The 25,174-nt window shown below is 38.6% G+C and carries 20 protein-coding genes; 15 read left to right on the top strand and 5 right to left on the bottom strand.

Annotation, left to right across the window (positions count from 1 at the left end; translation table 11 throughout):
• The first annotated feature begins 204 nt into the window (after positions 1-204).
• Complete coding sequence (hflX, locus tag H5089_RS01545; RefSeq protein ID WP_182711310.1) at positions 205-1,554, top strand: GTPase HflX; 1,350 nt, start codon at positions 205-207, stop codon at positions 1,552-1,554.
• 142 nt (positions 1,555-1,696) lie between these two features.
• On the opposite strand, the gene H5089_RS01540 is transcribed toward hflX, so the two are convergent.
• Together H5089_RS01540 and H5089_RS01535 are read right to left on the bottom strand one after the other, a co-directional pair.
• Positions 1,697-3,430, bottom strand: coding sequence for an AMP-binding protein (locus H5089_RS01540; RefSeq protein ID WP_182711309.1), 1,734 nt, complete (start codon positions 3,428-3,430; stop codon positions 1,697-1,699).
• A gap of 185 nt (positions 3,431-3,615) precedes the next feature.
• Positions 3,616-4,062: a DUF3010 family protein gene (locus tag H5089_RS01535; RefSeq protein ID WP_002960715.1), complete on the bottom strand. Its 447-nt coding sequence runs from the start codon at positions 4,060-4,062 to the stop codon at positions 3,616-3,618.
• 354 nt (positions 4,063-4,416) lie between these two features.
• Here H5089_RS01535 and thrS point away from each other — a divergent pair, with 354 nt between their 5' ends.
• The 10 genes from thrS (at position 4,417) to H5089_RS01485 (ending at position 15,030) form a co-directional block, all read left to right on the top strand.
• A complete protein-coding gene (gene thrS / locus H5089_RS01530) occupies positions 4,417-6,327 on the top strand; it encodes a threonine--tRNA ligase (RefSeq protein WP_024595638.1) in 1,911 nt (636 codons plus the stop codon).
• Positions 6,328-6,386: 59 nt separating this feature from the next.
• Entirely contained in the window at positions 6,387-6,947 is a 561-nt protein-coding gene (infC, locus tag H5089_RS01525) for a translation initiation factor IF-3 (protein ID WP_002960714.1), read from the top strand.
• Between the two features lie 211 nt (positions 6,948-7,158).
• Positions 7,159-7,359, top strand: a complete 201-nt coding sequence (rpmI, locus tag H5089_RS01520) for a 50S ribosomal protein L35 (RefSeq protein WP_002960713.1) — start codon at positions 7,159-7,161, stop codon at positions 7,357-7,359.
• 15 nt (positions 7,360-7,374) lie between these two features.
• On the top strand, positions 7,375-7,734 hold the full coding sequence (gene rplT / locus H5089_RS01515) for a 50S ribosomal protein L20 (RefSeq protein ID WP_002960711.1): 360 nt from the start codon (positions 7,375-7,377) through the stop codon (positions 7,732-7,734).
• Between the two features lie 441 nt (positions 7,735-8,175).
• Positions 8,176-9,993, top strand: a complete 1,818-nt coding sequence (locus H5089_RS01510; RefSeq protein ID WP_182711308.1) for a M14 family metallopeptidase — start codon at positions 8,176-8,178, stop codon at positions 9,991-9,993.
• Between the two features lies 1 nt (position 9,994).
• Entirely contained in the window at positions 9,995-10,636 is a 642-nt protein-coding gene (locus H5089_RS01505; protein ID WP_182694046.1) for an MBL fold metallo-hydrolase, read from the top strand.
• 106 nt (positions 10,637-10,742) lie between these two features.
• Entirely contained in the window at positions 10,743-11,201 is a 459-nt protein-coding gene (locus H5089_RS01500; protein WP_002960703.1) for an Lrp/AsnC family transcriptional regulator, read from the top strand.
• A gap of 129 nt (positions 11,202-11,330) precedes the next feature.
• Positions 11,331-12,887, top strand: a complete 1,557-nt coding sequence (locus H5089_RS01495) for a SulP family inorganic anion transporter (RefSeq protein WP_024596640.1) — start codon at positions 11,331-11,333, stop codon at positions 12,885-12,887.
• A 249-nt stretch (positions 12,888-13,136) separates the two neighbouring features.
• Positions 13,137-14,213: a sensor histidine kinase gene (locus H5089_RS01490; RefSeq protein WP_024596641.1), complete on the top strand. Its 1,077-nt coding sequence runs from the start codon at positions 13,137-13,139 to the stop codon at positions 14,211-14,213.
• Positions 14,206-15,030 (top strand): LytTR family DNA-binding domain-containing protein, encoded by an 825-nt coding sequence (locus H5089_RS01485; RefSeq protein ID WP_024596642.1) that lies wholly within the window; start codon positions 14,206-14,208, stop codon positions 15,028-15,030. The genes H5089_RS01490 and H5089_RS01485 overlap by 8 nt, the downstream gene beginning before the upstream one ends.
• 230 nt (positions 15,031-15,260) lie before the next feature.
• Here the strand turns inward: H5089_RS01485 and pyk are convergent, their stop codons facing one another.
• Positions 15,261-16,697: a pyruvate kinase gene (gene pyk / locus H5089_RS01480; RefSeq protein ID WP_007582689.1), complete on the bottom strand. Its 1,437-nt coding sequence runs from the start codon at positions 16,695-16,697 to the stop codon at positions 15,261-15,263.
• 377 nt (positions 16,698-17,074) lie between these two features.
• On the opposite strand from pyk, the gene gndA reads away from it, so the two are divergent.
• Complete coding sequence (gene gndA, locus H5089_RS01475; protein WP_024596644.1) at positions 17,075-18,448, top strand: NADP-dependent phosphogluconate dehydrogenase; 1,374 nt, start codon at positions 17,075-17,077, stop codon at positions 18,446-18,448.
• A 68-nt stretch (positions 18,449-18,516) separates the two neighbouring features.
• Here gndA and ansA read toward each other — a convergent pair whose 3' ends face one another.
• Positions 18,517-19,527: an asparaginase gene (gene ansA / locus H5089_RS01470; RefSeq protein WP_002962901.1), complete on the bottom strand. Its 1,011-nt coding sequence runs from the start codon at positions 19,525-19,527 to the stop codon at positions 18,517-18,519.
• Positions 19,528-19,609: 82 nt separating this feature from the next.
• On the bottom strand, positions 19,610-21,475 hold the full coding sequence (gene sppA / locus H5089_RS01465) for a signal peptide peptidase SppA (RefSeq protein ID WP_182711307.1): 1,866 nt from the start codon (positions 21,473-21,475) through the stop codon (positions 19,610-19,612).
• 219 nt (positions 21,476-21,694) lie between these two features.
• On the opposite strand from sppA, the gene H5089_RS01460 reads away from it, so the two are divergent.
• From H5089_RS01460 to H5089_RS01450, 3 genes are all read left to right on the top strand, one after another.
• Complete coding sequence (locus tag H5089_RS01460; protein WP_182711306.1) at positions 21,695-23,656, top strand: FAD-dependent oxidoreductase; 1,962 nt, start codon at positions 21,695-21,697, stop codon at positions 23,654-23,656.
• A 93-nt stretch (positions 23,657-23,749) separates the two neighbouring features.
• Positions 23,750-24,433, top strand: coding sequence for a DoxX family protein (locus H5089_RS01455; RefSeq protein ID WP_024596647.1), 684 nt, complete (start codon positions 23,750-23,752; stop codon positions 24,431-24,433).
• A 129-nt stretch (positions 24,434-24,562) separates the two neighbouring features.
• On the top strand, positions 24,563-25,111 hold the full coding sequence (locus H5089_RS01450; protein ID WP_138489000.1) for an NAD(P)H nitroreductase: 549 nt from the start codon (positions 24,563-24,565) through the stop codon (positions 25,109-25,111).
• The last annotated feature ends 63 nt before the right edge of the window (positions 25,112-25,174 follow it).

The following is a 25,174-nucleotide window of genomic DNA, read 5'->3' as shown; positions in this document are numbered from 1 at the left end:
TTACTTATTGGTTTACTTGCGTGTAAAAATTATATTGCCCCCGCACAAATAGTTCACAGATTAACGCTAATTTTGGCAAAATAAAGATAATAATTGCATTCGTAAGCTATAACGCTGTAAAGCTCGGTCATAACAGCGTAGGATCAAGTTACTTTCGAATGAAAATTAGGTTTGCACTTTAGGTGCATTAACATATAAAAAATTATGCAACTAACTGCAAAACCATTACTTCCTAATGCGTTACTTATTTCTATTAGCACACCACAATTTAAAGGCGACGAAGCAACAGAATCGCTTGCAGAGCTTGCTCGTTTGGTAACTACGTTAGGCTTTAAAGTAGTAGGTACACAATCGCAAAAGCAAAGCTCAACTCAAAAAGTTAATGTACTGGGCTCAGGAAAACTAGCTGAAATAGCACACCTTACCGGCAATAAAGGGATGGTTGAAAACGAGCAAGAAGATGATTTACTCGATGAAGACCCTTTAACCGAAATATCCTCAGAATTTCCATCAAACGATTTAGAGTTTGCATGTGCCGATGTAGTGGTATTTGACTGCGATTTAACGCCTTCTCAACTGCGTAATGTTGAGAACCAATTAGGTGTAGAAGTATTTGATCGCACTGGTATTATCATTGAAATATTTAGCCGTCATGCGCGTACTAAAACAGCAAAATTACAAGTTGAAATTGCTCGCCTTAATTATGTCGCGCCACGGCTTCGTGAAACATCAACAGGTGATAAAGAACGCCAAATGGGTAAAGGTGCGGGTGAAACCACACTTGAGCTAAATCGCCGTAAGGTGCGCGATCAGTTAGCAGAATTAAAGCGCGAACTTGTTAGTGTTCAAGATGTAATGATGGACAGACGTACGCAGCGCTCTGAGCTATTCTCAGTGGCTTTAATTGGTTATACCAATGCGGGCAAGTCATCAATGATGCGCGCAATTACAGGTAGTGATGTAGAAGGTGAAAACAAACTTTTTGCAACGCTAGATACCACTGTTCGCGCGCTGTATCCGATTACCCAGCCTCGTATATTGGTTTCAGATACGGTTGGTTTTATTAAAAAATTACCTCATGATTTGGTTGCTTCATTTCATTCAACGCTCGCTGAGGCACATGATGCGTCGTTACTGTTATATGTTGTAGATGCTTCAGATCCTTCTTTTCGCTCACAACTTGAAGTAGTACATAAAGTACTGGCAGAAGTTGGGGTAGAAGGTAGCAAAAAATTATTAGTACTGAATAAGTCAGACCAATTAAGTACTGATCAACAGCAGTCGCTAATGGATGAGTTTCCTGATGCGATGATGACTTCTACACGTAATCCAGATGATATTAGTAAACTGCACAAATACATTATTGGCATTGCTCAAGAGGACATGATTGAAGAAGAGATTGTTATACCGTACACAGCTAAAGGTATTGTGGGCGAAATTCGATCGAGTATGAGTGTTGTTAAAGAAGAATATGAATACAGCCATATTAAATTAACAGTGCGTTCGAGTGCGATTGATTTAGAACGTTTAAAAAAGAGAATGTTGAATTTATAATAAATTCAGTACATAAAAAGCACAGCCAATTGGCTGTGCTTTTTAGTATTAGTCCTAACATACGTAAATTTAACGCTGCTAGCTCTGAACATAGCTCTGAGATAAATTCCCTACCCAGAGCCTCAGTTACTTAAAGACGAAACTAGGAAAAAGCGTTGTCGCTTAGCTCTTCTTGCATTTGCTCGCGCATTTTAAATTTTTGCAGTTTACCCGTTACTGTCATTGGGTAGTTTTCTACGAAACGGATATGTCGTGGCATTTTAAAGTAGGCTAGTTTGTCTTTTAAAAACTCACGAATTGCTTGCTCATCAAGTACAGCATCTTCTTTTGGTTGGATCCAAGCGCACACTTCTTCGCCATACTTTTCATCGGTTATACCAAATATGGCAGCATCTTGAATGCCAGGGTAAGTGTAAAGTACTTCTTCTATTTCTCGAGGGTAAATGTTTTCGCCGCCGCGAATAATCATATCTTTTATACGCCCAACAATCGTAACAAACCCTTCTGTATCCATGACACCTAAATCGCCAGAGTGCAGCCAACCTTCGTCATCTATTGTGGCTTTTGTTTTAGCTTCGTCATTCCAATAGCAGCGCATTATGCCTGCACCTTTACTACACACTTCGCCAGGTTGACCAATTTTTTGAATGTTACCCAGCTCGTCAATTATTTTAACCTCGGTATGGGCAAGTGCGCGGCCAACCGTTGTTACTTGCCGCTCTATTGAAGAGTCTGTTTCGGTAATGTTGTTTATGGGGCTGCACTCCGTTTGCCCGTAAGCAATCAGTATTTGATGCATGTTCATTTGTGTTTGTACTTTGCGCATTACTTGCTCTGGGCATGTAGAGCCTGCCATTACACCCGTGCGTAAAGTACTTAGGTCATAATCGTTAAAGTTACTCAGCTCAAGCTCACTAATAAACATAGTAGGTACACCGTGCAGCGCTGTACATCCTTCTTGTTGAACTACATCAAGCGTGGTTTTTGCATCGAACGAATCACTAGGGTAAATGGCTGCTGCACCTTTACTAACACACAATAAGCTACCCAATACCATTGCAAAGCAATGATATAACGGGATAGGGATACATAACTTGTCATCGCTCGTAAAGTGCATAGATTCGGCGACGAATAGCGCATTATTTAAAATATTTTTATGAGTGAGCGTTGCGCCTTTTGGGTTGCCTGTTGTACCTGATGTAAATTGTATATTGATGTCTTGATCAGCATTTAAGTTTTCACCTATTGCTTTTAATTCAAGCTCATGAGCTGCTGTTGGCAAGTTAATAACATCATTAAAAGAGTGCATACCAGGAGATGCTTCATCGCCAATGCGGATTATATTTTTAAGAGTGGGTAGTGCTTTTAAATTAAGTGTGTACTTATCGCAAGTTGCAAGTTCTGGCGCTAAACTATTAAGCATTTCTAAGTAATCACTGCCTTTAAAATTTGATGCTGTGATTAGAGTTGAGCATTCAACACTATTTAAAGCATATTGTAATTCGTTAGGACGATATGCCGGGTTGATGCACACCATTATTGCGCCAATTTTTGCCGTTGCAAATTGGGTTAAGCACCACTCAATATTATTAGGAGACCAAATACCAACGCGCTCACCTGGTTTTACGCCAAGGGCAAGTAACCCCTTCGCAAGCTGATTAACTTCTTTTTGAAATTCTTTATACGTTAATCTAATACCTTGGTGATGAACTACAACAGCTAACGCCTCCGGCCTTTTGTCGACAATAAAGTCAAAGTACTCGCCTATAGTTGAATTTGTTAAAGGTGTGCTTTGTATACCTTTAAAGTAGCTTTGGGATAACGGCAAGTGATTTGTTTGCTCTACTTCTTTTACCGGGGTAGTGTGTGTGTGCATTGCTCTCTCCATGAAAATGTGTGTGAGTTATGTAAACTACAAAGTTAAAATAAACACATATTGTCGACAAAGAGAAGTGCAGTTAGACTAATGTATTATTAGATTAATAAAAGCTAATACTACTTTTTAGACACAAAAAAACGCGTCTTACAATGTAAGTACGCGTTTTTAAACGAGTAATGAGTTTACATTTCGTCGCTGCGGTATGTTTTTTTCATGATATAAACGTAAGCGTTTACAAAAGCATTTTCTTGGTACTTTTTAAGGCCTGTTTCTTCAAAATCAATAGGGATGGGGTTGCGTTTTAACTGCTCTTTAACTTCAGTTGTAGTAAATAAACGTACATCTAAGTTGTCAATTAATTGAATTGCAGTTTCCATTTTAAAGCCTTTTGCACTGCCAGCAAATTTACCTTTAGGCTGACGCTCACGAATTGCAACAGAATCAATTTGGTAATCTTGCATTAGTTTTGCAAAATCGAATTGAAATTTACGCATTACTTCAGTGTCGTTACCGTTACCTAAGGTAAAGCGTGTTTGGCGCACATCGCGAATATCAAATACGTCATTATCTTTACTTAAAATACAAAGTAGTACATCACTACCGGTAATTTCTACACCACATGTTCTCATGTCTATTCTCTAAAATAACTTAATTACGCAGTATTATACGCAACGCACATTAAAATGCGAGTGTGGGTATAGCTGTAGGCGCGTAATTAATGCATTGATGCTTTTATATTTTAATAAAATGATTTTTTTGCTTTAAAAGCTACATTTTGTGGATAAAACGGGTCGATTTCACCCCTTTAAACTTGTAATTAAATGCGCGGCACGCGACAATATATCTTTGTAGTTGAATAGACTCCTCATCTACATATATTAGTCAATGCTTATTCGTAAAAGCGTTGTCGAGTCATTCTCATTTAATTTATTAAAAATACACGTGATACATTGTAGGTGTCACCACTGTAGCAAGGATTTATAATGCCAGTTATTACTCTTCCAGACGGAAGTCAACGTAGTTTTGAAAACCCTGTAAGCACGCTTGATGTTGCAAACGACATTGGTCCTGGTTTAGCTAAAGCGACCATTGCGGGCCGTGTAAATGGCGACCGTGTTGATGCATGTGATTTAATTAGTGATGACTCTCGTCTTGAGATCATTACCGCTAAAGACGATGACGGCCTTGAAATCATTCGTCACTCTTGTGCTCACTTAATCGGTCATGCAGTTAAGCAACTTTTCCCAGACGCAAAAATGGCAATTGGTCCTACCATTGATAACGGTTTTTACTACGATATCGATATGGAACACTCACTATCACAAGATGATCTTGAAGCAATTGAAAAGCGTATGCTGCAACTTGCAAAAACCAACTACGACGTAGTGAAAAAAACAGTAAGCTGGCAAGAAGCACGCGATACATTTGAAGCGCGTGGCGAAACATACAAAATAGAAATTTTGGACGAAAACATCGCTAAAGATGACCGTCCTGGGTTATATCATCACGAAGAATATGTAGACATGTGTCGTGGACCTCACGTTCCTAACATGAAATTTTGCCAAAACTTTAAAATAATGAAAGTGGCGGGTGCATATTGGCGTGGTGATTCAGAAAACAAAATGCTACAACGCATTTACGGCACCGCGTGGGGCGATAAAAAGCAACTTAAAGCGTATTTAAAGCGCCTTGAAGAAGCTGAAAAACGCGATCACCGTCGTATTGGTAAAGCGCTTGATTTATGGCATTGGCAAGAAGAAGCGCCAGGCATGGTATTTTGGCACAACGATGGTTGGAGCATTTACCGCGAGCTTGAAGAATTTGTACGTGAAAAATTACGCGAATATGAGTACGAAGAAGTAAAAGGTCCAATGATGATGGACCGTTCACTTTGGGAAAAATCAGGTCACTGGGAAAAATATTCAGAAGCAATGTTTACCACTGAGTCTGAAAAACGTGAATACGCAATTAAACCAATGAACTGCCCTGGTCACGTGCAAATCTTTAACCAAGGTTTAAAATCGTACCGTGATTTACCACTTCGTATGGCTGAATTTGGTTGTTGTCACCGTAATGAACCATCAGGTGCACTACACGGTTTAATGCGTGTACGTGGCTTTACACAAGATGACGCTCACATTTTCTGTACTGAAGAGCAGATAATGGACGAAGTGTCAGCGTGTATTAAGATGGTTTATGATACATATGAAACATTCGGATTTGAGAAGATTGTAGTTAAGCTATCTACTCGCCCAGAACAACGCATTGGTGAAGACCATATGTGGGATAAAGCAGAGCTTGCTTTAGCTGATGCACTTAAGCTAAACGATATTGAATTTGATTATCTTCCGGGCGAAGGCGCGTTTTACGGTCCTAAGATTGAATTTACTTTGTACGATTGTTTAGACAGAGCGTGGCAGTGTGGTACAGTGCAATTAGACTTTGCATTACCGGGTCGTTTAGGTGCTACTTATGTAGCAGAAAATAACGAGCGTCGTACACCTGTAATGATACATCGTGCTATTTTAGGTTCTATTGAACGCTTTATTGGCATTTTAACTGAAGAGTACGCTGGTTTATTCCCGACGTGGCTTGCACCAAAGCAAGTGGTAATTATGAATATTACCGATAAACAGGCTCCTTATGTTAAAGAAGTTGTACAAAAATTAAATAAACTTGGAATTAGAGCCGCTGCTGACTTGAGAAATGAGAAGATTGGCTTTAAAATCCGTGAGCATACACTGAAGCGTATTCCATATTTACTTGTTGTTGGCGATAAAGAAGTTGAACAGCAAGAAGTAGCAGTGCGTACTCGCACAGGTGAAGACCTTGGCAAATTTAATGTTGATGATTTTGTAGCTAAAATTAGTGAAGAAATTAAAAATCGACAGTAAAAATCGAGCGTGTAAGGCATTAACAAACAGCCATTTACACGCTTATATTATTGATATTCTTGGAGGAACGTACTATTAGAGGCGGCAAGAAAGGGCAACAAACAGCTCAAAAAAATCGTATTAACGAAGAAATTACAGCGCAAGAAGTTCGTTTAATTGACATTGAAGGCGAACAAGCTGGAATTCAGTCATTACAAGACGCGCAAACTATGGCCGATGCAGCGGGTGTTGATCTTGTTGAGATCAGTCCAAACGCTGAGCCGCCTGTTTGTAGAATCATGGACTACGGTAAGTTCATCTTTGAAAAAAGCAAAGAACTAAAAGAGCAGAAGAAGAAGCAAAAGCAAATCCAGATAAAAGAAATCAAATTCCGTCCTGGTACGGATGAAGGTGATTATCAGGTTAAGCTTCGCAACTTACGTAAGTTCTTAGAAGCTGGTGATAAAGCTAAGATTACTATCCGCTTCCGTGGTCGTGAAATGGCTCACCAAGAAATTGGTATAGAATTATTAAACCGTATCAAAGCCGATTTAGAAGAGCTTGCAGTAGTTGAGTCTTTCCCAAATCGTGTTGAAGGCCGCCAAATGGTTATGATGATGGCGCCTGTTGCTAAAAAATAATTTTTAAGCGATAATACGCACCGAAATTAGCTCAGGTCTGCAAGCAATATGCGAATATTCACCTGAGTTAACCGGTCTTAAAGCAAGATTGCGGCATTTATGTTGGGTCTTCACCGGAACATGGCAGTAAGTTAGGCCTAAAAGTGGAGCTATAGAAATATATCTCACGCCTGCTTACTAATTTAAAAGCAATACAATTGGAGTTATTGCAATGGCTTATAAGCTAAAAAGTCACAGTGGCGCTGCTAAGCGTTTCAAAAAGACTGCTTCTGGCGGTTTCAAGCGTAAACAAGCGCATCTTCGTCATATTCTGACTAAGAAAACTTCTAAGCGTAAGTTACACCTACGTCCTAAGATGATGGTTCATAAAAATGACCATGGTCTAGTTTCACGTATGTTACCGTTCGCTTAATAGGGGTTTTTAGAAATGGCAAGAGTTAAACGCGGCGTTGTCGCACGTGCACGTCACAAAAAAGTTTTAAAACAAGCAAAAGGTTACTACGGAGCACGTTCACGTGTTTACCGCGTAGCTTTCCAGGCTGTTACTAAAGCGGGTCAATACGCTTACCGTGACCGTCGTGCGAAGAAACGTACTTTCCGTCAATTATGGATTGCACGTATCAATGCTGCTTCACGTCAAAATGGTCTGTCTTACAGCCGTTTTATCAATGGTCTTAAAAAGACTTCTGTAGAAATCGATCGTAAGATCCTTGCAGATATCGCTGTTTATGACCAAGTTGCATTCGCAGCGCTTGTAGAAAAAGCAAAAGAAGGCCTAGCCGCTTAAGCTTTTTTATATAAGTATTAAAAAGGAGCCTATGGCTCCTTTTTTTGTGCTTGTAATTTAGTAACTTAACCCAATGAGTAATACTAATTCGCTTAATTAAATGATCTATTTTGAGGGCGGAAAAACGTGTTGATAGCTAGGCAAAAAATTCGCTATTTAGTTGTTCTCGGCAATTGCTCCTGCATTGCTCTACCTTCTGCATCCATGCAGTCATAAATGAGAGTTTTTTAACGCAGGTAGCGACATGTTTAGCCCCGCAAAATGATTAAGTATTATTGCACATTGGTATAATACTTAATAAGGTTATAAAGCCTAAAAACACAGGTGTGAATGAGTGAAATGTATTTGGCTGCATTTTTTTGTTGAATCACCGCAGTTTCCTCATTATAAAAAATTTAGTTGATATAATTTATATAATTAAGGCGTTTGTTAGAGAATTTTATGTTTGCAAGTTTACTCATTTTATCTGCAAGTGTGGCGTATGACGCACACTTACCTCCACTCATTGAGTGGCAGGGGAAAAGCGTAGAGCTTTTACAAAAACAAGGGCCGTTAACTACTGACTTTGAGTTATCTGCAGGTGAAGCGTCGCCCGATTATGCAAATACAATGGCATTTGTAGATAGGTTAGTTGCTGCAAACCCTACTCAGTTTCAATCTCAAACCATTGGCTATAGTAATAGTAAGCGTGCAATAAAAATGTTGATTGCCAGTGAGCAAGGTTTTTTTAAAGCAAGGCAAATGGCTAATAGCACTAAGCCAACTATTTTTATCCAGGCAGGAATACATTCTGGGGAAATAGACGGTAAAGATGCCATGTTCATGTTACTCAGAGATATAGCGACGGGTAAGCGCCGTGACATTTTAAAAAAGGTAAACATATTATTTATTCCTATTTTAAATGTAGATGGCCACGAACGTAGCAGTGCATTCAATCGTATTAATCAAAGGGGCCCTGCAAAAATGGGCTTTAGAACAAATGCTAATAACCTTAATTTAAATCGTGATTTTACTAAATTAGATACCCCAGAAGTTAGAAGTGTTTTAAAGGTTATTAACGACTACAACCCAAATTTATACATTGATGTACACGTTACCGACGGCGCAGATTACCAATACGATGTGACTTATGGTTACAATCCGGTATTTTCGAGCGAATCGCCTGCGGTATCAGATACATTAAACCAGTTTTTTAAACCTCTCATTGACGATACGCTAGCGAAGCAAGGACACATCCCAGGACCACTTGTTTTTGTTATGGACAAGCGCGACTTTAAAAAAGGGTTAGCGGGCTGGGTTGCTACGCCACGTTTTTCAAATGGTTGGGGGGATTTAAAGTCATTGCCGACTATTTTAGTCGAAAATCATTCATTGAAGCCTTACAAGCAACGTGTATTGGGAACTTATGTATTTTTAGATGGTGCTATTACTGCGCTATCAAAGCACAGTCATGAATTAGCTAATGCAGTAAAAAAAGAACAAGAATTTGTTCCTAAACAGTTAATAGTAAAGCGTGGCTATGCCAAGCAAGCTGATACGATTGCGCAGTTTAAAGGTATTGAATATTCATCAAGCATGAATTCACTTTCGGGTCAAAATGAAGTGAAGTATTTGGGTAAAGCACATACATATACTGACTTACCTATTTATTGGCAAAAAGATGTACAACATACAGTTGAAGTACCTAAAGCTTTTTTTATTCCGCCTGTATATAGCAACATTATTGAGAAACTAAAGTTACATGGTGTCTCTATTAATAAACTTGAAGGGGCAAACACACAGCCTTTGAAAGTTGCAAAGGTGGCTGACTACACGTTTGATAAAGCACCATTTGAAGGGCGTTTTAGAGTATCAGCAACTTTTGATTACGTCCCTGCTATAAATGTTGATTTAGATGGTTGGTATCAAGTCAATACTCAACAAAAAGCAGGTGAGCTTGCTGTGCATTTATTGCACCCAGAAGCTCCTGATTCATTTTTTGCGTGGGGTGAGTTTAATACTATTTTTCAGCGTACCGAGTACATGGAAAACTATGCGCTAATTCCGTATGCACGCCAAATGCTAAAAGATAACCCAAAGCTTGCGCTTAAGTTTGATGAAAAACTTAAAGATAAATCATTCGCGAGTGACGCAGAAGCTCGATTAAACTGGTTATATGAACAAAGTCCATTTTATGATCAAGCGTACTTAAAGTATCCAATACTTATGTCATTCGAAGAAGAAGTTGTTATTCCAGATCAAAAAAGTAAAGAAATTTAATATGGAAATCATAACTATACCTGTCACTGCCTTTGCACAAAACAGCCGTATTATTTGGTGTAGCGAAACTAAACACGCTGTGGTTATCGACCCAGGTGGCGACACTGATAAAATAATAACGGTCCTTAATGAGCATAAACTAGCATTAAGTGCTATTTGGTTAACGCACGGGCATTTAGATCATGTGGGTGGGGCTGATATTTTACGAAATCAATTTAACGTACAAATTATTGGTCCACAAAAAGATGAGTACTTTTGGTTTGAAAACTTACCTATGCAAGCACAGATGTTTGGATTTAAACCCATTGAACCGTTTTATCCGGATATTTGGCTAAACCATAATGACACCGTGAGCGTAGGTAAACTTAGCTTTTTAGTGAAACATTGCCCGGGGCATACACCCGGTCATATAGTGTTTTACCAACCAGACTATGAGTGCGTTATTGTCGGTGACGTTATTTTTAAAGGCTCAGTAGGGCGCACTGACTTTCCTAAGGGGAACAGTGAACAACTTATAGAGTCGATTAAGACGCATATTTTAACCTTACCTGATAATACTAAAATATTGGCAGGACATGGTAGCGACACTACGGTGGGGTTTGAAAAGAAAACAAATCCTTTTGTAAGTGGTAAGTTTGGTTAAGTTGCTTATTTTAAGTTTACAAACTGCATAAACATTAAAAATAAGCAGACTGAGTTTTAAAATGGTTGTATAATTTAACCAGTTTATTTGATAAATAAGAAATAAAATGTCTCTAAATCACGTAGATCGCCAAATATTGGCACTTTTACAACAAGATGCTAGTTTATCAACCGCAGAAATTGCAGATAAAGTAGGCTTGTCTCAATCTCCATGCTGGCGTCGAATCGCTAAGCTAGAGCAAGATGGTTATATAAAAAGCAAAGTGGCTCTTTTAGATGAGAAAAAACTTGGCTTTGATATGCTTGTATATGCACATGTGCGTTTATCAAATCACGGTAAAAAGAATCTTGCTGAGTTTGAAAAGCTGATCATGAGCTACGACGAGGTAACAGAGTGTTACACTATGGCTGGTACCATGGACTTTATGCTACGCATAATTTCACAAGGCATAGAAGGGTATGAGCATTTTGTGCGCGATAATTTACTAAGCTTAGAATACGTCCAAGAAGTACATTCTAATGTAACAATGACATGTGTAAAACGCAGTACTTCCCTTCCTTTGTAAAAGCACTTCTTTTAAAAGCTAAACCATTTTTAGTTTAGCTTAACCACATAATGATAATTGTTAACTGAGCGCTAATTTGGTAGAATTTAGCGCTTTTTTTGATACCCATTACACCATTTGAGGACCTCAATGTTTAACTTACTCAGTAGGGCGCCTAGCTCTGCTAAAAACGATATTCTATCTGGATTAACTGTGGCGTTAGCCTTAGTCCCAGAAGCAGTTGCGTTTGCCTTTGTTGCAAATGTAGAACCTTTGGTTGGTCTATATGCCGCGTTTATCGTTGGTTTAATTACGGCTATTTTTGGTGGTCGCCCTGGTATGATTTCAGGTGCAACCGGTGCACTAGCTGTTGTTATGGTAAGTTTAGTGCTTGATCACGGTGTTGAGTATCTATTTGCAACTGTGTTGCTGATGGGAATACTGCAAATTCTCGCGGGTGTATTTAAGCTCGGTAAGTTTATCCGTATGGTTCCTCATCCGGTAATGCTTGGTTTTGTAAACGGGTTAGCAATTGTTATATTTTTAGCTCAGCTAGGGCAGTTTAAAGTGCCAGATGGTATGGGCGGACAAGAATGGATGACAGGTAATCCATTATTTATCATGCTTGGCTTAGTTGCATTAACCATGGCAATAATCCACTTTTTGCCAAAATTGACTACAGCAGTGCCTTCATCTCTAGTTGCTATTGTAACTGTAACTGGATTAGTGATTGGATTTGATTTAGAAGCGCATACAGTATTAGATTTCTTAAAAGGAATGACTGGAGACGAAGCTGCAACAATCGCTGGCGGCTTGCCTGAATTTCATATTCCTATGGTGCCGTTTACTTTCGAAACGCTACAAATTATTTTTCCTTATGCACTTATTTTAGCGGCTATTGGTTTAATTGAATCATTATTAACGCTTAGCTTAATTGATGAGATTACAGAAACCCGTGGTCATAGTAATAAAGAATGTATTGGTCAAGGTGCTGCAAATATTACCTGCGGTATGTTTGGTGCAATGGGTGGTTGTGCAATGATTGGTCAATCAATGATCAATATAAATTCAGGTGGTCGCTCTCGTTTATCAGGTATAAGCGCTGCACTTATGCTACTTGGTTTTATTATTTTTGCCTCTAGCTTAATTGAAATGATCCCATTAGCTGCACTTGTTGGTGTTATGTTTATGGTAGTACTTGGTACATTTGAATGGGCAAGCTTTAAAATGATGAAGCGCGTACCATTATCTGATGCATTTGTAATTGTTCTTGTGTCGGGCGTGACGGTTATTACAGATTTAGCGATTGCTGTATGTGTGGGTGTTATTGTATCGGCTCTAGTATTTGCTTGGCAGCATGCGAAGCAGATATATACAACTAACTACATTGATCAGGAAGGCGCTAAGGTGTACGAACTACATGGTCCGTTATTCTTTGGCTCTGTTAAAAACTTTTCTGAGTTATTCGATGTGAAAAATGATCCTAAAAATGTGATTGTTGAATTTAAACACAGCCGCGTATCTGACCACAGTGCAATAGAAGCAATTGATACACTTGCTGACAAATACACAAAAGCAGGTAAACAACTTCATTTACGTCACTTAAGTAAAGACTGTACGCAGTTGCTTCATAAAGCACGAGATTTAGTTGAAGTGAATGTGATTGAAGATCCAACCTACAAAGTAGCATCAGATAAACTAGCTTAATTTACACAAGGCTATTGATATTTAAAAAGCGGAAGGCGGATAACCTTTCGCTTTTTTAGTGTCTCGACTATTTGTTTGCGGTAAGACTCTTAAAAAGCAAGGCAAGCTGTAGTGCTATGCAAACTCATAAATCTATATAATAAGACTACCTAATTTTGTGAAAATTAGCCCTACATAGGTAAAAATAATAAAAATAACAAACGCCTATTTTATGGAATTAGCTTTAACCATACGGAGTAAACATCTATTTTGAACTGGCAATCTTTAGTCGATAACAGGCAACGTTTTTTTTGGCTTTTGCAAATCGCGGGCTGGATTGGTTACGCGTTAGTAAATTATATCGGCTCTAAAGTATTTGAAATGCGTGATATATATGTATTTGTTATTTTATTGAATGCTTACGCTGGTTGTTTGATGACAGTGCCGCTTAGGTATATTTACCGTAAAATTTGGAATGCCTCGCCCTGGGTGTTAATGATTGTAGTATTTGGTGCCTCTTATATAACGGGCACTCTATGGGCTGTCGTTCAAAAATTCAATCTATGGGAAATATACCGCCATGGTTATAGACCAGAGGAGTGGTTTTATTACCTGCAGCAAGGTTTAGATTCGGTTTATATTATTTTATGTTGGAGTGGTTTGTACTTTGGCGTTAAATATTATCAGTTATTACAAAGTGAGCGACAAAAAGCGTTAAAGGCCACAACGATGGCACACGAAGCGCAACTAAAAATGCTCAGGTATCAGCTCAACCCCCATTTTCTATTCAATACACTTAACGCTATTTCTACTTTAATTTTGGTTAAAGAAAACAAAGATGCTAACTTAATGGTAGCAAGGTTAAGTGACTTTTTACGTTACACACTTAATACCGATCCAATTAAAAAAGTACCGCTTGAGCAAGAGCTACATGCTCTCATGCTTTATTTAGAAATAGAGCGCGTCCGTTTTGATGAGCGATTGAAAGTAAATGTAGATATTAGCGAGCAAGCAAAAGAGGCTTTAGTACCGAGCTTAATTTTGCAACCAATTATAGAAAACGCGATTAAATATGCCATTGCCCATCTGACAGAAGGTGGTGTAATTGATATTAAAGCACAAGTATTTGCGAATGAATTATTACTAGAAGTGGGTGACAACGGCCCAGGCACTGAAATACTTGATGGCCAATTAGTTAACGCCCAAGGTGTAGGTGTTGCTAACACCAAAGATAGATTAAAAACGTTGTATGAAAATAATTATTCGTTTGTATTATCACATAATACGCCAAGTGGATTAAAAGTTAATCTGCGAGTACCTTTTGAGAAGGCTGTGAAAAATGACTAAAATAAAAACACTCATTGTTGATGATGAACCGTTAGCGCGAAAAGGTTTAGCGGTAAGACTTGAAGAATATTCTGATATTGAAGTAATTAAATTGTGTAGTTCAGGCGCTGATGCAATTGAAATGTGCCAAAGCGAGAAAATCGATTTGGTTTTTTTAGATATTCAGATGCCAGGTATGAATGGCTTTGAGGTGGCAAGAGCGCTTAGCGAAAGTACAAAAGTACTACCTGCTATTGTATTTGTAACTGCTTTTGATCAGTTTGCTGTAAAAGCATTTGAAATTCATGCTCTCGATTACATTTTAAAACCCGTTGATGATAACAGATTAAAACAGGCGGTAGAAAAAGTGCATACTTATTTAAAAACGCAGCAAGACAACGCCCATAAGAAAAAACTAGCGAGTTTTGTAGCCGGTATTACTGGTAATAATTGCGAAGAAATATTAAAAAAATTAGCCACTGGCGATACCTTAACAGATAGACGTTACCCAGAATCGCTTGCAGTAAAAGAGCAGGGTGAAATTATACGGGTACCTGTAGCGACTATCCAATGGGTTGATGCTGCAGGTGACTATATGTGTTTACACTGTGAAGATGGACAAACGCATATACTTCGTAAAACAATGAAAGAGCTTGAGCAAGAGCTAGACCCTCAGTTATTTGTGCGTGTACACCGCAGTGCGATAGTAAACACAAAACAAATTAGTAAGCTGGTTACACAAGTAAGTGGCGAGTATTTATTAGTACTTGAAAACGGACAAGAATTAAAAGTGAGCCGTAGCTATCGAGATAAGGTTAAAGCGGCATTAGCAAGTTAAAGCCAACGCTTTTATTACAGGCACAAAAAATGCGAGCTAAGCTCGCATTTTTTATATTTGTAATTAATTATACCAATTGCGTTAAATAAGTAATCTATTATAGCGCTAAGTAAATAGCGCTATAATAAGGCGAAAATTATGACATATAGTTGTTCTATATGAATAATTTTCAACGCAGTGAGAGCGCTATTTAATGCGATAGAATAATCATGTTTTTAATAAAATTGGTATTATGCAACGGTTACAATTTTCATTGTGTTAGTTGCACCCACAGTTTCCATTGAGTCACCGTGAGTAATAATTACTGTATCGCCAGACTGTAAAGAACCTTGAGAAACTAAAGTATCAAGCGCTGCTTTTACCATACCGTCTTTTTCAGTTTTTGTAGAATCAAAAAATACTGGGTAAACACCACGATAAAGTGCAGTTTGACCTAAGGTACTCGCATGACGTGAAAGCGAGTAGATTGGTAAGCCTGAGCTGATACGCGACATTAATTTAGCCGTACTACCAGATTCAGTAAGTGTGATGATTGCTTTAACCGAATCTAAGTGGTTAGCTGCATACATAGCAGAAAGCGCAATTGATTCAGCATTGTTAGAAAAGCGACTATCTAAACGGTGCTTAGAAACGTGCGTTTCTTTTTGAGATTCAGCACCTAAACAAACACGTGCCATAGTTGCAACTGTTTCTTCAGGGTAATCACCGGCAGCTGTTTCAGCTGAAAGCATAACTGCATCCGTTCCATCAAGAACAGCATTTGCAACATCCATTACTTCTGCACGTGTAGGCATAGGGTTATCGATCATCGATTCCATCATTTGCGTTGCTGTTACTACAGTACGGTTTAATGAACGAGCACGACGAATAATTAGTTTTTGTTTGCCCATAAGAGCAGCATCACCAATTTCAACACCTAAATCACCACGAGCAACCATTACAGCGTCAGACGCTAAAATGATGTCATCAACAGCTTCTTGCGTTTCAACGGCTTCAGCACGTTCAATTTTAGCAAGTAACTGTGCTTTTGAACCAGCAGCTTCAGCAAGCGAGCGCACGTAGCGCATATCGTCGCCACTACGTGGGAATGATACGGCAATGTAATCTACGTCAATTTCAGCGGCAGTTATTAAATCTTCTTTGTCTTTTTCAGTAAATGCTGGAGCAGTTAAACCACCACCTAAACGGTTAATACCTTTATTGTTAGATAAAACACCGCCAACAGTCACTGTACAATGCACTAAATGCCCAGCTACTTCATCAACACTTAATTGAATAAGGCCATCGTTTAGAAGTAGTAAATCGTTAGGGCTTACATCGTTAGGTAATTCTTTATAATCAATACCTACAGAGTTTATGTCGCCTTCGCCTTTTTCCATTTTTGCATCAAGGGTAAATTTTGCACCCACAGCAAGCGTTACTTTACCTTCTTTAAAAGTAGAAACGCGGATTTTAGGACCTTGAAGGTCAGCAAGGATAGCAATATGCTTGCCTAATCTTTTTGCAATATCGCGTACAGCTTGTGCACGGTCTTTATGATCTTGGGCAACACCATGTGAGAAGTTTAAACGTACTACATTAGCCCCAGCGATAATAATTTTTTCTAAGTTGTTATCTCTATCGGTAGCAGGTCCAAGGGTAGCGACTATTTTCGTGCGTCTTAGCATCAATTTCTCCTGTTTGCTTGGTGAAAGCATGTTGACGTTATTTTGTTGACTTAAAATATCTATATTAGAATAAAATATTTTAGTTATGTGCAAACTTCAAAGGTTTGCCACTATTTTATACAAAACTATTGTGTCATCATTATGACACCGGTGTCAGAATGCGTCAATGATCTTAATTTCAATTAGCGTTGCTTTTAGTCACCCCGAGAGCATTGATGTTTGATATAATTACGTAGCTTATTTATCTGTAATAAAAAAGCATGTTGTATGGGCTCATAGTTAGTATTTTATGACTGTATGAGTATAATGCACGCGGTATTATTTAATTTATACACTGAATTTTCTAACCAAATAGTTGTTACCGAGGAGGACACTAGATGCAAGTTGCATTAGTAGGGTTAGGCGTTATGGGAAAAAATCTTGCCCTAAACTTGATTGAAAAAGGGATAACGCTAGTCGCTTATGATAAAAACCCACATGCGGGTGAAGAGTTACTAAGTTGTGCCAAATCACAAGGCATGGCTGATAGGCTTCACATTGTCTCTGATTTAAGTGACATGGTAAGGCGTTTAGAGGCACCTCGTTCTATTTTATTACTTGTTCCAGCTGGTGAGTTAGTTGATACAGTTTGTAATGAACTTGTAGAGGCCGGCGTTAATTGTAACGATATGATAGTCGATTGCGGCAATAGTAATTATAAAGACGGTATAACGCGTAAACTCAAATACCAAAATAAATTTGAATTTGCCACTATGGGAATTTCTGGCGGTGCAGAAGGCGCTCGCCATGGTCCTGCAATGATGGCAAGTGGTTCTGAAGGTGGTTGGGAACGTATTGAGCCATGGTTTGAAAAAGTAGCTGCTAGCTATAATGGCGATTCATGTTTTGCACGTGTTGGCCAATCAGCAAGTGGTCATTTTGTAAAAATGGTTCACAACGGTATTGAATACGCACTGATGCAACTTATTGCAGAAGTGTACCAATTACTTCGTTTAGGTACTAATCGTTCTCCAAAAGAAGTAGCTGAGATATTTAATGACTGGTCAGAAGGTCAATTAAATAGTTACTTACTGTCTATTTCTAGCCATATATTGTCACTTGAAAATCATAATAATGTACCGCTTGCGGACTTAATTGATAATAAAGTTGGCGCTAAAGGCACTGGTCTTTGGACTGCGCAAAATGCACTCGAACTTGGTATTGCTGTCCCTTCACTTGTTGCTGCTGTTCAAGCTCGTCATTTAACTAATGCATGCAACACAACGGCTGCACAAGAGATGACATATGCATCTAAATCAACGAACAATGTTGAAATTGATTTAGAAGAGCTAAAAGACGCGTTCTTACTTGCAAGCTTACTTGCGTATCGTCAAGGTCTAGCGCTAATTAAAGGTGCATCACGTACTCATCAGTGGAAAGTAGATTTATCTAAAACGCTTCAAACGTGGCGCGCTGGTTGTATAATTCGTGCTGACTACCTTGATAGCGTTGCACAAGGTGTTGAATTTATTGACACTCTTGAAAAAGAGTCTAACTCTTTGCGAAAAATTACCGGTCAAGCAATAATGACTGGTTTAGCATTCCCTGTATTGGGAGCTACACAAACGTATTTAGCAACATTAACTACACCGAGTAATGGGCATTTAGTTCAAGCCCAGCGTGATTACTTTGGTGAGCACGGCATAAAAACCCACAGTGGTGAAATGTGTCATTTAACTGATTTAGTAGATATAGACGCTAAAGTTAGATAAAAAACAGTTGTTTAAAACGATAAAGGCACGCTATTTAGCGTGCCTTTTGTATTTTTACAGGCTAAAAATTAACGGCTCAACTCACCACGTAAGTTATCTTGCATTAAATGACGAATCGTTTCGACTTCAAGCTTTTGGCTAAATAAATAATGTAACTTAGTTAAACATGCTTCAAGAGTCATATCGTACCCACTTATTACACCAATATTTAATAGCGCATTACCTGTTGCATAGCCACCCATGTTTACATGACCTTTTAAACACTGAGTTAAGTTAACAATTACGACGCCACGTTTACTTGCTTCTTCGAGTATTGACAAAAAGCTCGGATCTTGTGGTGCATTACCTACACCAAAACTCAGTAGCACCAGTGATTTAATATTGCCATTGACCAAGCTTTTAACTACCTCTTGGCTAATGCCAGGATACAAATAAAGCACCCCGATAGGTTGAGGTGTAATAGGTGTAACTTGCAGCTCATTTTCAACATATGGGCTAAGCTGACCCTTAATAAGTTGAATATTAATACCCGATAACGCGAGAGGGTCTAGATTCGGCGAGGCAAAAGCATTAAACCCATCCGCGTGTGCTTTAGTTGCTCTATTACCTCTAAACAGTTGGTTATTAAAAAAGAGACTTACTTCAGCAATAGGATAATTTGCAGCTAAATACATGGCATTAAGTAAGTTTACTTGGCCATCAGAACGTAATTGTGAGAGCGGAATTTGTGAGCCGGTTACAATCACAGGTTTAGTCAAATTTTCGAACATAAATGACAGCGCTGAGGCTGTATACGCCATAGTATCAGTGCCATGGAGCACCACAAAACCATCATAATCTTGGTATTTATCTTTGATATCATTAGCAATGAGTTGCCAATGCTCTGGAGACATGTCTGAAGAATCTATAAGAGGGCAGTATTCGTGAATATCAAACAAAGGCATTTCATCACGATTAAATTCTGCGTTATTCACTACGGTTTCTGTTAAAAAACCTTCAGCTGGAATATAGCCTCGACTCGATTTTTTCATACCTATAGTACCGCCAGTATAAGCGATATAAATGCGTTTACGTTTCATAAAAAAAGCCCAGTAAAAAAACTGGGCCTAGTATAACGTTAAGCAGCTTTAAATACAGCTGATTAGGTGAAGCTATGCACTTTTATTGTGCAACGTTACACACTAAACAGCGTGCGTATACACCTTGTGGATCGTTGTAATCTTTAAGGTTTTCAACTTCAGTACTTAATTGGTTAATAACACTTCGTAAATTAGCTTGTGTTGCTAACACAGATGTTTTTTGTGTTTGCAAACCAAGCATAGATTTAATAGACGCATTACCAAAAATGTTTTGAATCATTTTTTCTTGCGAGCTTAAATCTTGTTTAATAGTTTTAACTTCATAATGATTAAGCTTGGCAAGTGCAGCAGCGGCTTCAATCGCACCTTGTTTGTCGCCTAGCTTATCAACCAAACCTAGTTCAAGTGCTTGAGATGCAATCCATACGCGGCCTTGGGCAATTTTGTCAACCTGCTCAGGCGTCATATTACGCGCATCAGCAACAACATTTAAAAAGCGACCGTATGCTTCCTCAACGTTCATTTGAATTACTTGACCCATCTTTTCATTTAGTGGACGAGTGATAGAAAAGCCAGCCATTTCGGTTGTTGCAACGCCATCTGAATAAACACCAATTTTCGATAAGGTTTTCTCAAATGTCATAAACGTACCAAATACACCAATTGAGCCTGTAATTGTACTTGGTGCTGCCCAAATTTCGTTTGCAGCAGAGGCAATCCAATAACCACCTGATGCAGCCACAGAACTCATTGAAGCAATAACAGGTTTACCAGCAGCCTTAAGGGCTAATACTTCAGCACGAATAACTTCAGAGGCAAACATACTACCGCCACCAGAGTCTATACGTAGTACAACCGCTTTAACTTTATCATCTAGGCGTGCTTTACGAAGTAGGGCAGCTGTAGAGTCACCCCCAATTTCGCCTGCTTTACGCTCACCATCAACAATCGTACCTTTAGCAACAACTACCGCTACTTTTTCGGTAATAGGGTTATCAATTTCAATAGGCGGTTTAATTAAGCTTAAGTATTCACGAAATGAAACTTGCTTAAATGTCTTACCATCTTCTTGTGTGCCTACTAAATCAATTAATTGTTTACGAACTTGCTGATTTGTTTTTAAAGAGTCAACCCACTGGTGATCAAGTGCATATTTACCTGCATCGCCATCGGCAGCTTTCATTTTTTCTAGATATACGTCCATTGTTTCGTCAAAATTTGACTCATCAAACGGGCGAACAGCGGCAACATCTTGTTTGTATTCGCTCCAAAGAGCGCCTAACCAAACGCGGTTAGCTTCTTTAGCTGCATCGGACATGTCGTTACGAATAAAAGGTTCTACTGCTGACTTAAATGTACCAACACGGAAAATATGCTGCGTTACTTCAAGCTTTTCAAGTGCATCTTTAAAGTAAAGCGGGTACATGCCATAACCTTCAATACCTACGCTGCCGTATGGGTGCATAGCTATTTCGTCAGCATGCGATGCAATATAGTATTGTGCTTGAGTATAGTAATAACCCGATGCAATTACTTTTTTGCCAGCTTGCTTGAAGGCATCAATAGCCTTTGTAATTTGCTTAAGTTTATTTAAATGTGCTTTAGGCATCTCTTGTAAATCAAGCAATATCAACGAGATACGATCGTCTTTAGTCGCTTCGTTTATTACTTCAACAATATCGTCGAGTAATATTTCGCTTGGTGCTTCAGAACCAGAAGTTGCATCACTAATTGCGGCTTCAACTGGGTCTATATATGTTTTCTCTTCAACAATAGGGCCATTTAAGTTAAGCCTGAGTACAGAGCCATTTTCAACTATTATTTGATCATCGTCACTTGAGAGTGACACAAAGAATACAATTACCAGTAATAAAAACAAAATGTTTAGTATTAAGCGACGAGAAAAATTAATTCCAGCCCAAATACCTTTAAATACCTTTGCTATCAAAATAGCTCCTTAATTTGGTACAGTTAATACATTAGTTCCATCTTAGCCTAGAATAAAAATAAATTTAACTGCTAAATCGTAACGAAGTGTTTATGAACCTATATAAACGTAAGTTTTTACTGCTATTTTTAATTAAATGCATGCACATATTGCTTATTACTTGCCATTAAAGCAGAATTAGCTAATGTATACAGGTTAGACCAGTTAACGGGGCACAAGATGTTAGAACAACAATTACAACTAAAACACACACAATTACGTAACCGCTTGGTTATGGGCTCAATGCATACAGGCCTTGAAGAGGGCTGGCATAACCGCAAACGCTTACGTGCATTTTATGAAGCACGTGCAAAAGGTGGCACCGCGATGTTAATTACAGGCGGATACAGCCCTAATTTACGTGGCAAGCTAACACCTATTTCTTCCTCATTTAATAGTTATTACGATGTGTTTAAGCATCGCGCTTACACAGATGCTGTGCATAAACACGGTGGAAAAATTTGTTTGCAATTATTACATGCTGGACGTTATGCATACCATCCTTTCAATCAAGCACCAAGTGCAATAAAAGCACCTATTAATCCTTATAAACCTAAAGCGATGTCGCTTGGCTCGATTAAAAAAACAATTAAAGACTTTGCGCATTCTGCCTATATGGCTGAAAAAGCCGGCTACGATGGCGTAGAAGTCATGGGTTCTGAAGGGTATTTGATTAATGAGTTTATGGCGCCTCATACCAATAAACGCGATGATGAGTTTGGTGGCAGCTTAGAAAATAGAATGCGACTTGCGCTTGAAATAGTTAAAGCTGTAAGAGCAAAAGTATCTGAAAAATTCTTAATTATTTTTAGATTGTCGGTCATTGATTTGATTCCAAACGGTTCAACACCAGAGGAAGTTGTTATTCAGGCTACCGAACTTGAAAAAGCGGGTGTTGATATATTTAACACTGGTATTGGTTGGCACGAAGCGCGTGTACCGACTATTGCGAGTATGGTGCCACCGGGTGCATTTAAAGAAGCATCAAAGCGTTTAAAAGACGTAGTTAATGTCCCTGTGATTGCTGTTAACCGAATTAATACTCCAGAAATTGCTAACGATATTTTAAATGCAGGCGAGGCTGATTTAATTTCGATGGCACGTCCATTATTAGCTGATCCTGAGTTTTTTAATAAGTACGTAAACAATCAATCTAAACAAATCAATATTTGTATTGGCTGTAACCAGGGTTGTCTAGATCACGTATTTAAAAATAAACGTGCTACGTGTTTAGTTAATCCACAAGCTGCATTTGAGCTAGATTACCCGCTAGAGCAAGCAGCTAAAGCTAAAAATGTATTAGTTGTCGGTGCAGGTCCTGCTGGTTTATCAGTAAGTTGTTACTTGGCTCAAAAAGGGCATAACGTCACGTTAATTGATCAAAAATCGCAAATGGGCGGTCAATTTAATTTAGCCATGCAAATACCGGGTAAAGAAGACTTTAACCATACACTTACTTACTTCACCAATGAGCTCGAGCGATTAAAAGTAACTGTGGAGCTTAGTAAAGCTTACGACGATTCAATGCTTAAAGATTATGATGATATTGTTTTTGCAACAGGCGTTAGGCCGCGTGAAGCCTCTATTAAATGTAGTGATGATAAGCGTGTGTTTGCTTATGACGAAGTCATACGCGGCGAAGTAGAACTGGGCAAATCAATCGCTATTTTAGGTGCTGGCGGTATTGGTTTTGATATGGTTGCTTTTTTAAGTGAACATAAATCACAATCTATTAGCGAGTTTAAAACGCAATGGGGGATTGAGTGTGATGCACAACCTCATAAAGACGAGCGCCAATTGTATATGTTAAAACGCAGTTCGGGTCGTTTTGGTAGTGAGCTTGGTAAAACCACTGGTTGGATACATCGCCAAGTTGCTAAACAGCATGGTGTTAAACAAATTGCTGACTGCCAATATCAAAGTTTTGATAAGAATGGGTTAACAATTAATGTTGCTGGAGAAGTTCAAGTACTGCCGGTAGATACTGTTATTGCGTGTATTGGTCAGGTTTCTAATAGCGAAGTGCTAGAAGGTTACACAGATAACGCAAAAGTGCATGTGATAGGCGGAGCTAAATTGGCTGCTGCAATTGATGCTAAACGCGCTATTTTTGAAGCTCTACAAGTGGCGAGAAGTATTTAACCTTTGTAAATAAATTGAAATAGTTTATCAATCTATACGGTCTTTTTTGTTTATAGTCTATAACTTAATAAACATTGAACACACAGGATACGCATGAATAAACTAATCAGTTTTTATAACATAATATTGGGTAAACTATCGTTTTTAGATGGTTTACCTGCTTTACTATTTCGCTTAATTTTAGCTCCCGTTATGATCATCGCAGGTTATAACAAACTTGCTATAAGTACTGAAACAGAAGGCTTTCTAAATAACTTTTTAGCATCGCCTGATGTCGTTCAATGGTTTGGTAATAGTGAATGGGGTTTAGGCTTACCGTTTCCTGATTTACTAGCCTTCTTAGCTGGATGGAGTGAATTTTTAGGTGGTTGGTTGTTATTATTTGGCCTTTTAACTCGCTTAGTCAGTATCCCGCTTATGTTCACAATGGTTGTAGCGGCTACTTCAGTACATTGGCATAACGGGTGGTTTGCAATAGCGCCGACTAATCCAGAAACAAGTGCTGCGCAAGTACTTGATTGGTTATCTATCCCAGGTGCAAAAGAAAGCCTCGAAAACTCATTAGAAGTACAAGACAGGATAGGAAAAATTCGAGACTTAGTTGAAGAGCACGGCTTTCCTGATTACCTATACGAAAAAGGTAAACCATCTATTTTAAATAATGGCATAGAATTTTCGGCAATTTATTTTGCTATGCTCTTAAGTTTATTTTTTATGGGCGGTGGGCGTTTTGTTAGTTTTGATTACTGGTTAAAGCGAAACGTTATAAAAAAATAGCGCATTAAATGTATTTTATTAACGGCTGCATAGTTGACCCTTTGCGGCCGTTTTGCATTTTAATTTCTCGGTATTTATTATTTAAGGTTTTAAATGTTACTCTATCGTTTTGAATTTTGAGGAATCGTTATGAACGCTATCGAGCTTTTACTTACTCGCCAATCAGACTCTAAACTAACAGAGCCGGGCCCTACGCCTGAGCAGCTCGACATAATTAAGCAAGCAGCATTACGTGTTCCTGATCATGGCTGTATAGCACCGTGGCAGTTCATCATTGCTCAAGGTGATGCACGCAATAAACTGGGTGAAATTTACCATCAAAGTGCAGTGGCAGAGCAACAGACAGAAAAAGTAATTAACCGTGCTAAAGAGCTTCCCCTTCGTGCGCCTATGATTGTAATAGCAATTGCTAAATATCAAGAACACCCAAAAGTTCCTCGTATCGAGCAGGTACAAAGTGCAGGCTGCAGTGTATTAGCAATGCAACAAGCTGCATTTGCTCAAGGTTTAGGTGGTGTTTGGCGCACAGGTTACTTTGCACAAAGTAGAGCAGTCAAAAAAGCGCTTAACTTACATGAGCAAGATGAAATTGTAGGGTACTTATACATAGGTACTCCTCAAGTCGAGTGTAAAAAGTCACCTCGCCATAAACCAGAACATTATTTTAGTAATTTGTGAAATAGTATGAACTTTATGCAATTTGCATAGTCATAATTCATTAAGGTTACCAAGAGTAGTATA

Origin of the sequence: Pseudoalteromonas sp. SR45-1 (genome assembly GCF_014163655.1) — a bacterium.
GTDB classification, from domain to species: Bacteria; Pseudomonadota; Gammaproteobacteria; order Enterobacterales; family Alteromonadaceae; genus Pseudoalteromonas; species Pseudoalteromonas distincta.
Note: the sequence above shows the minus strand (reverse complement) of the source record. Positions and strands in the feature narration are given on the sequence as shown.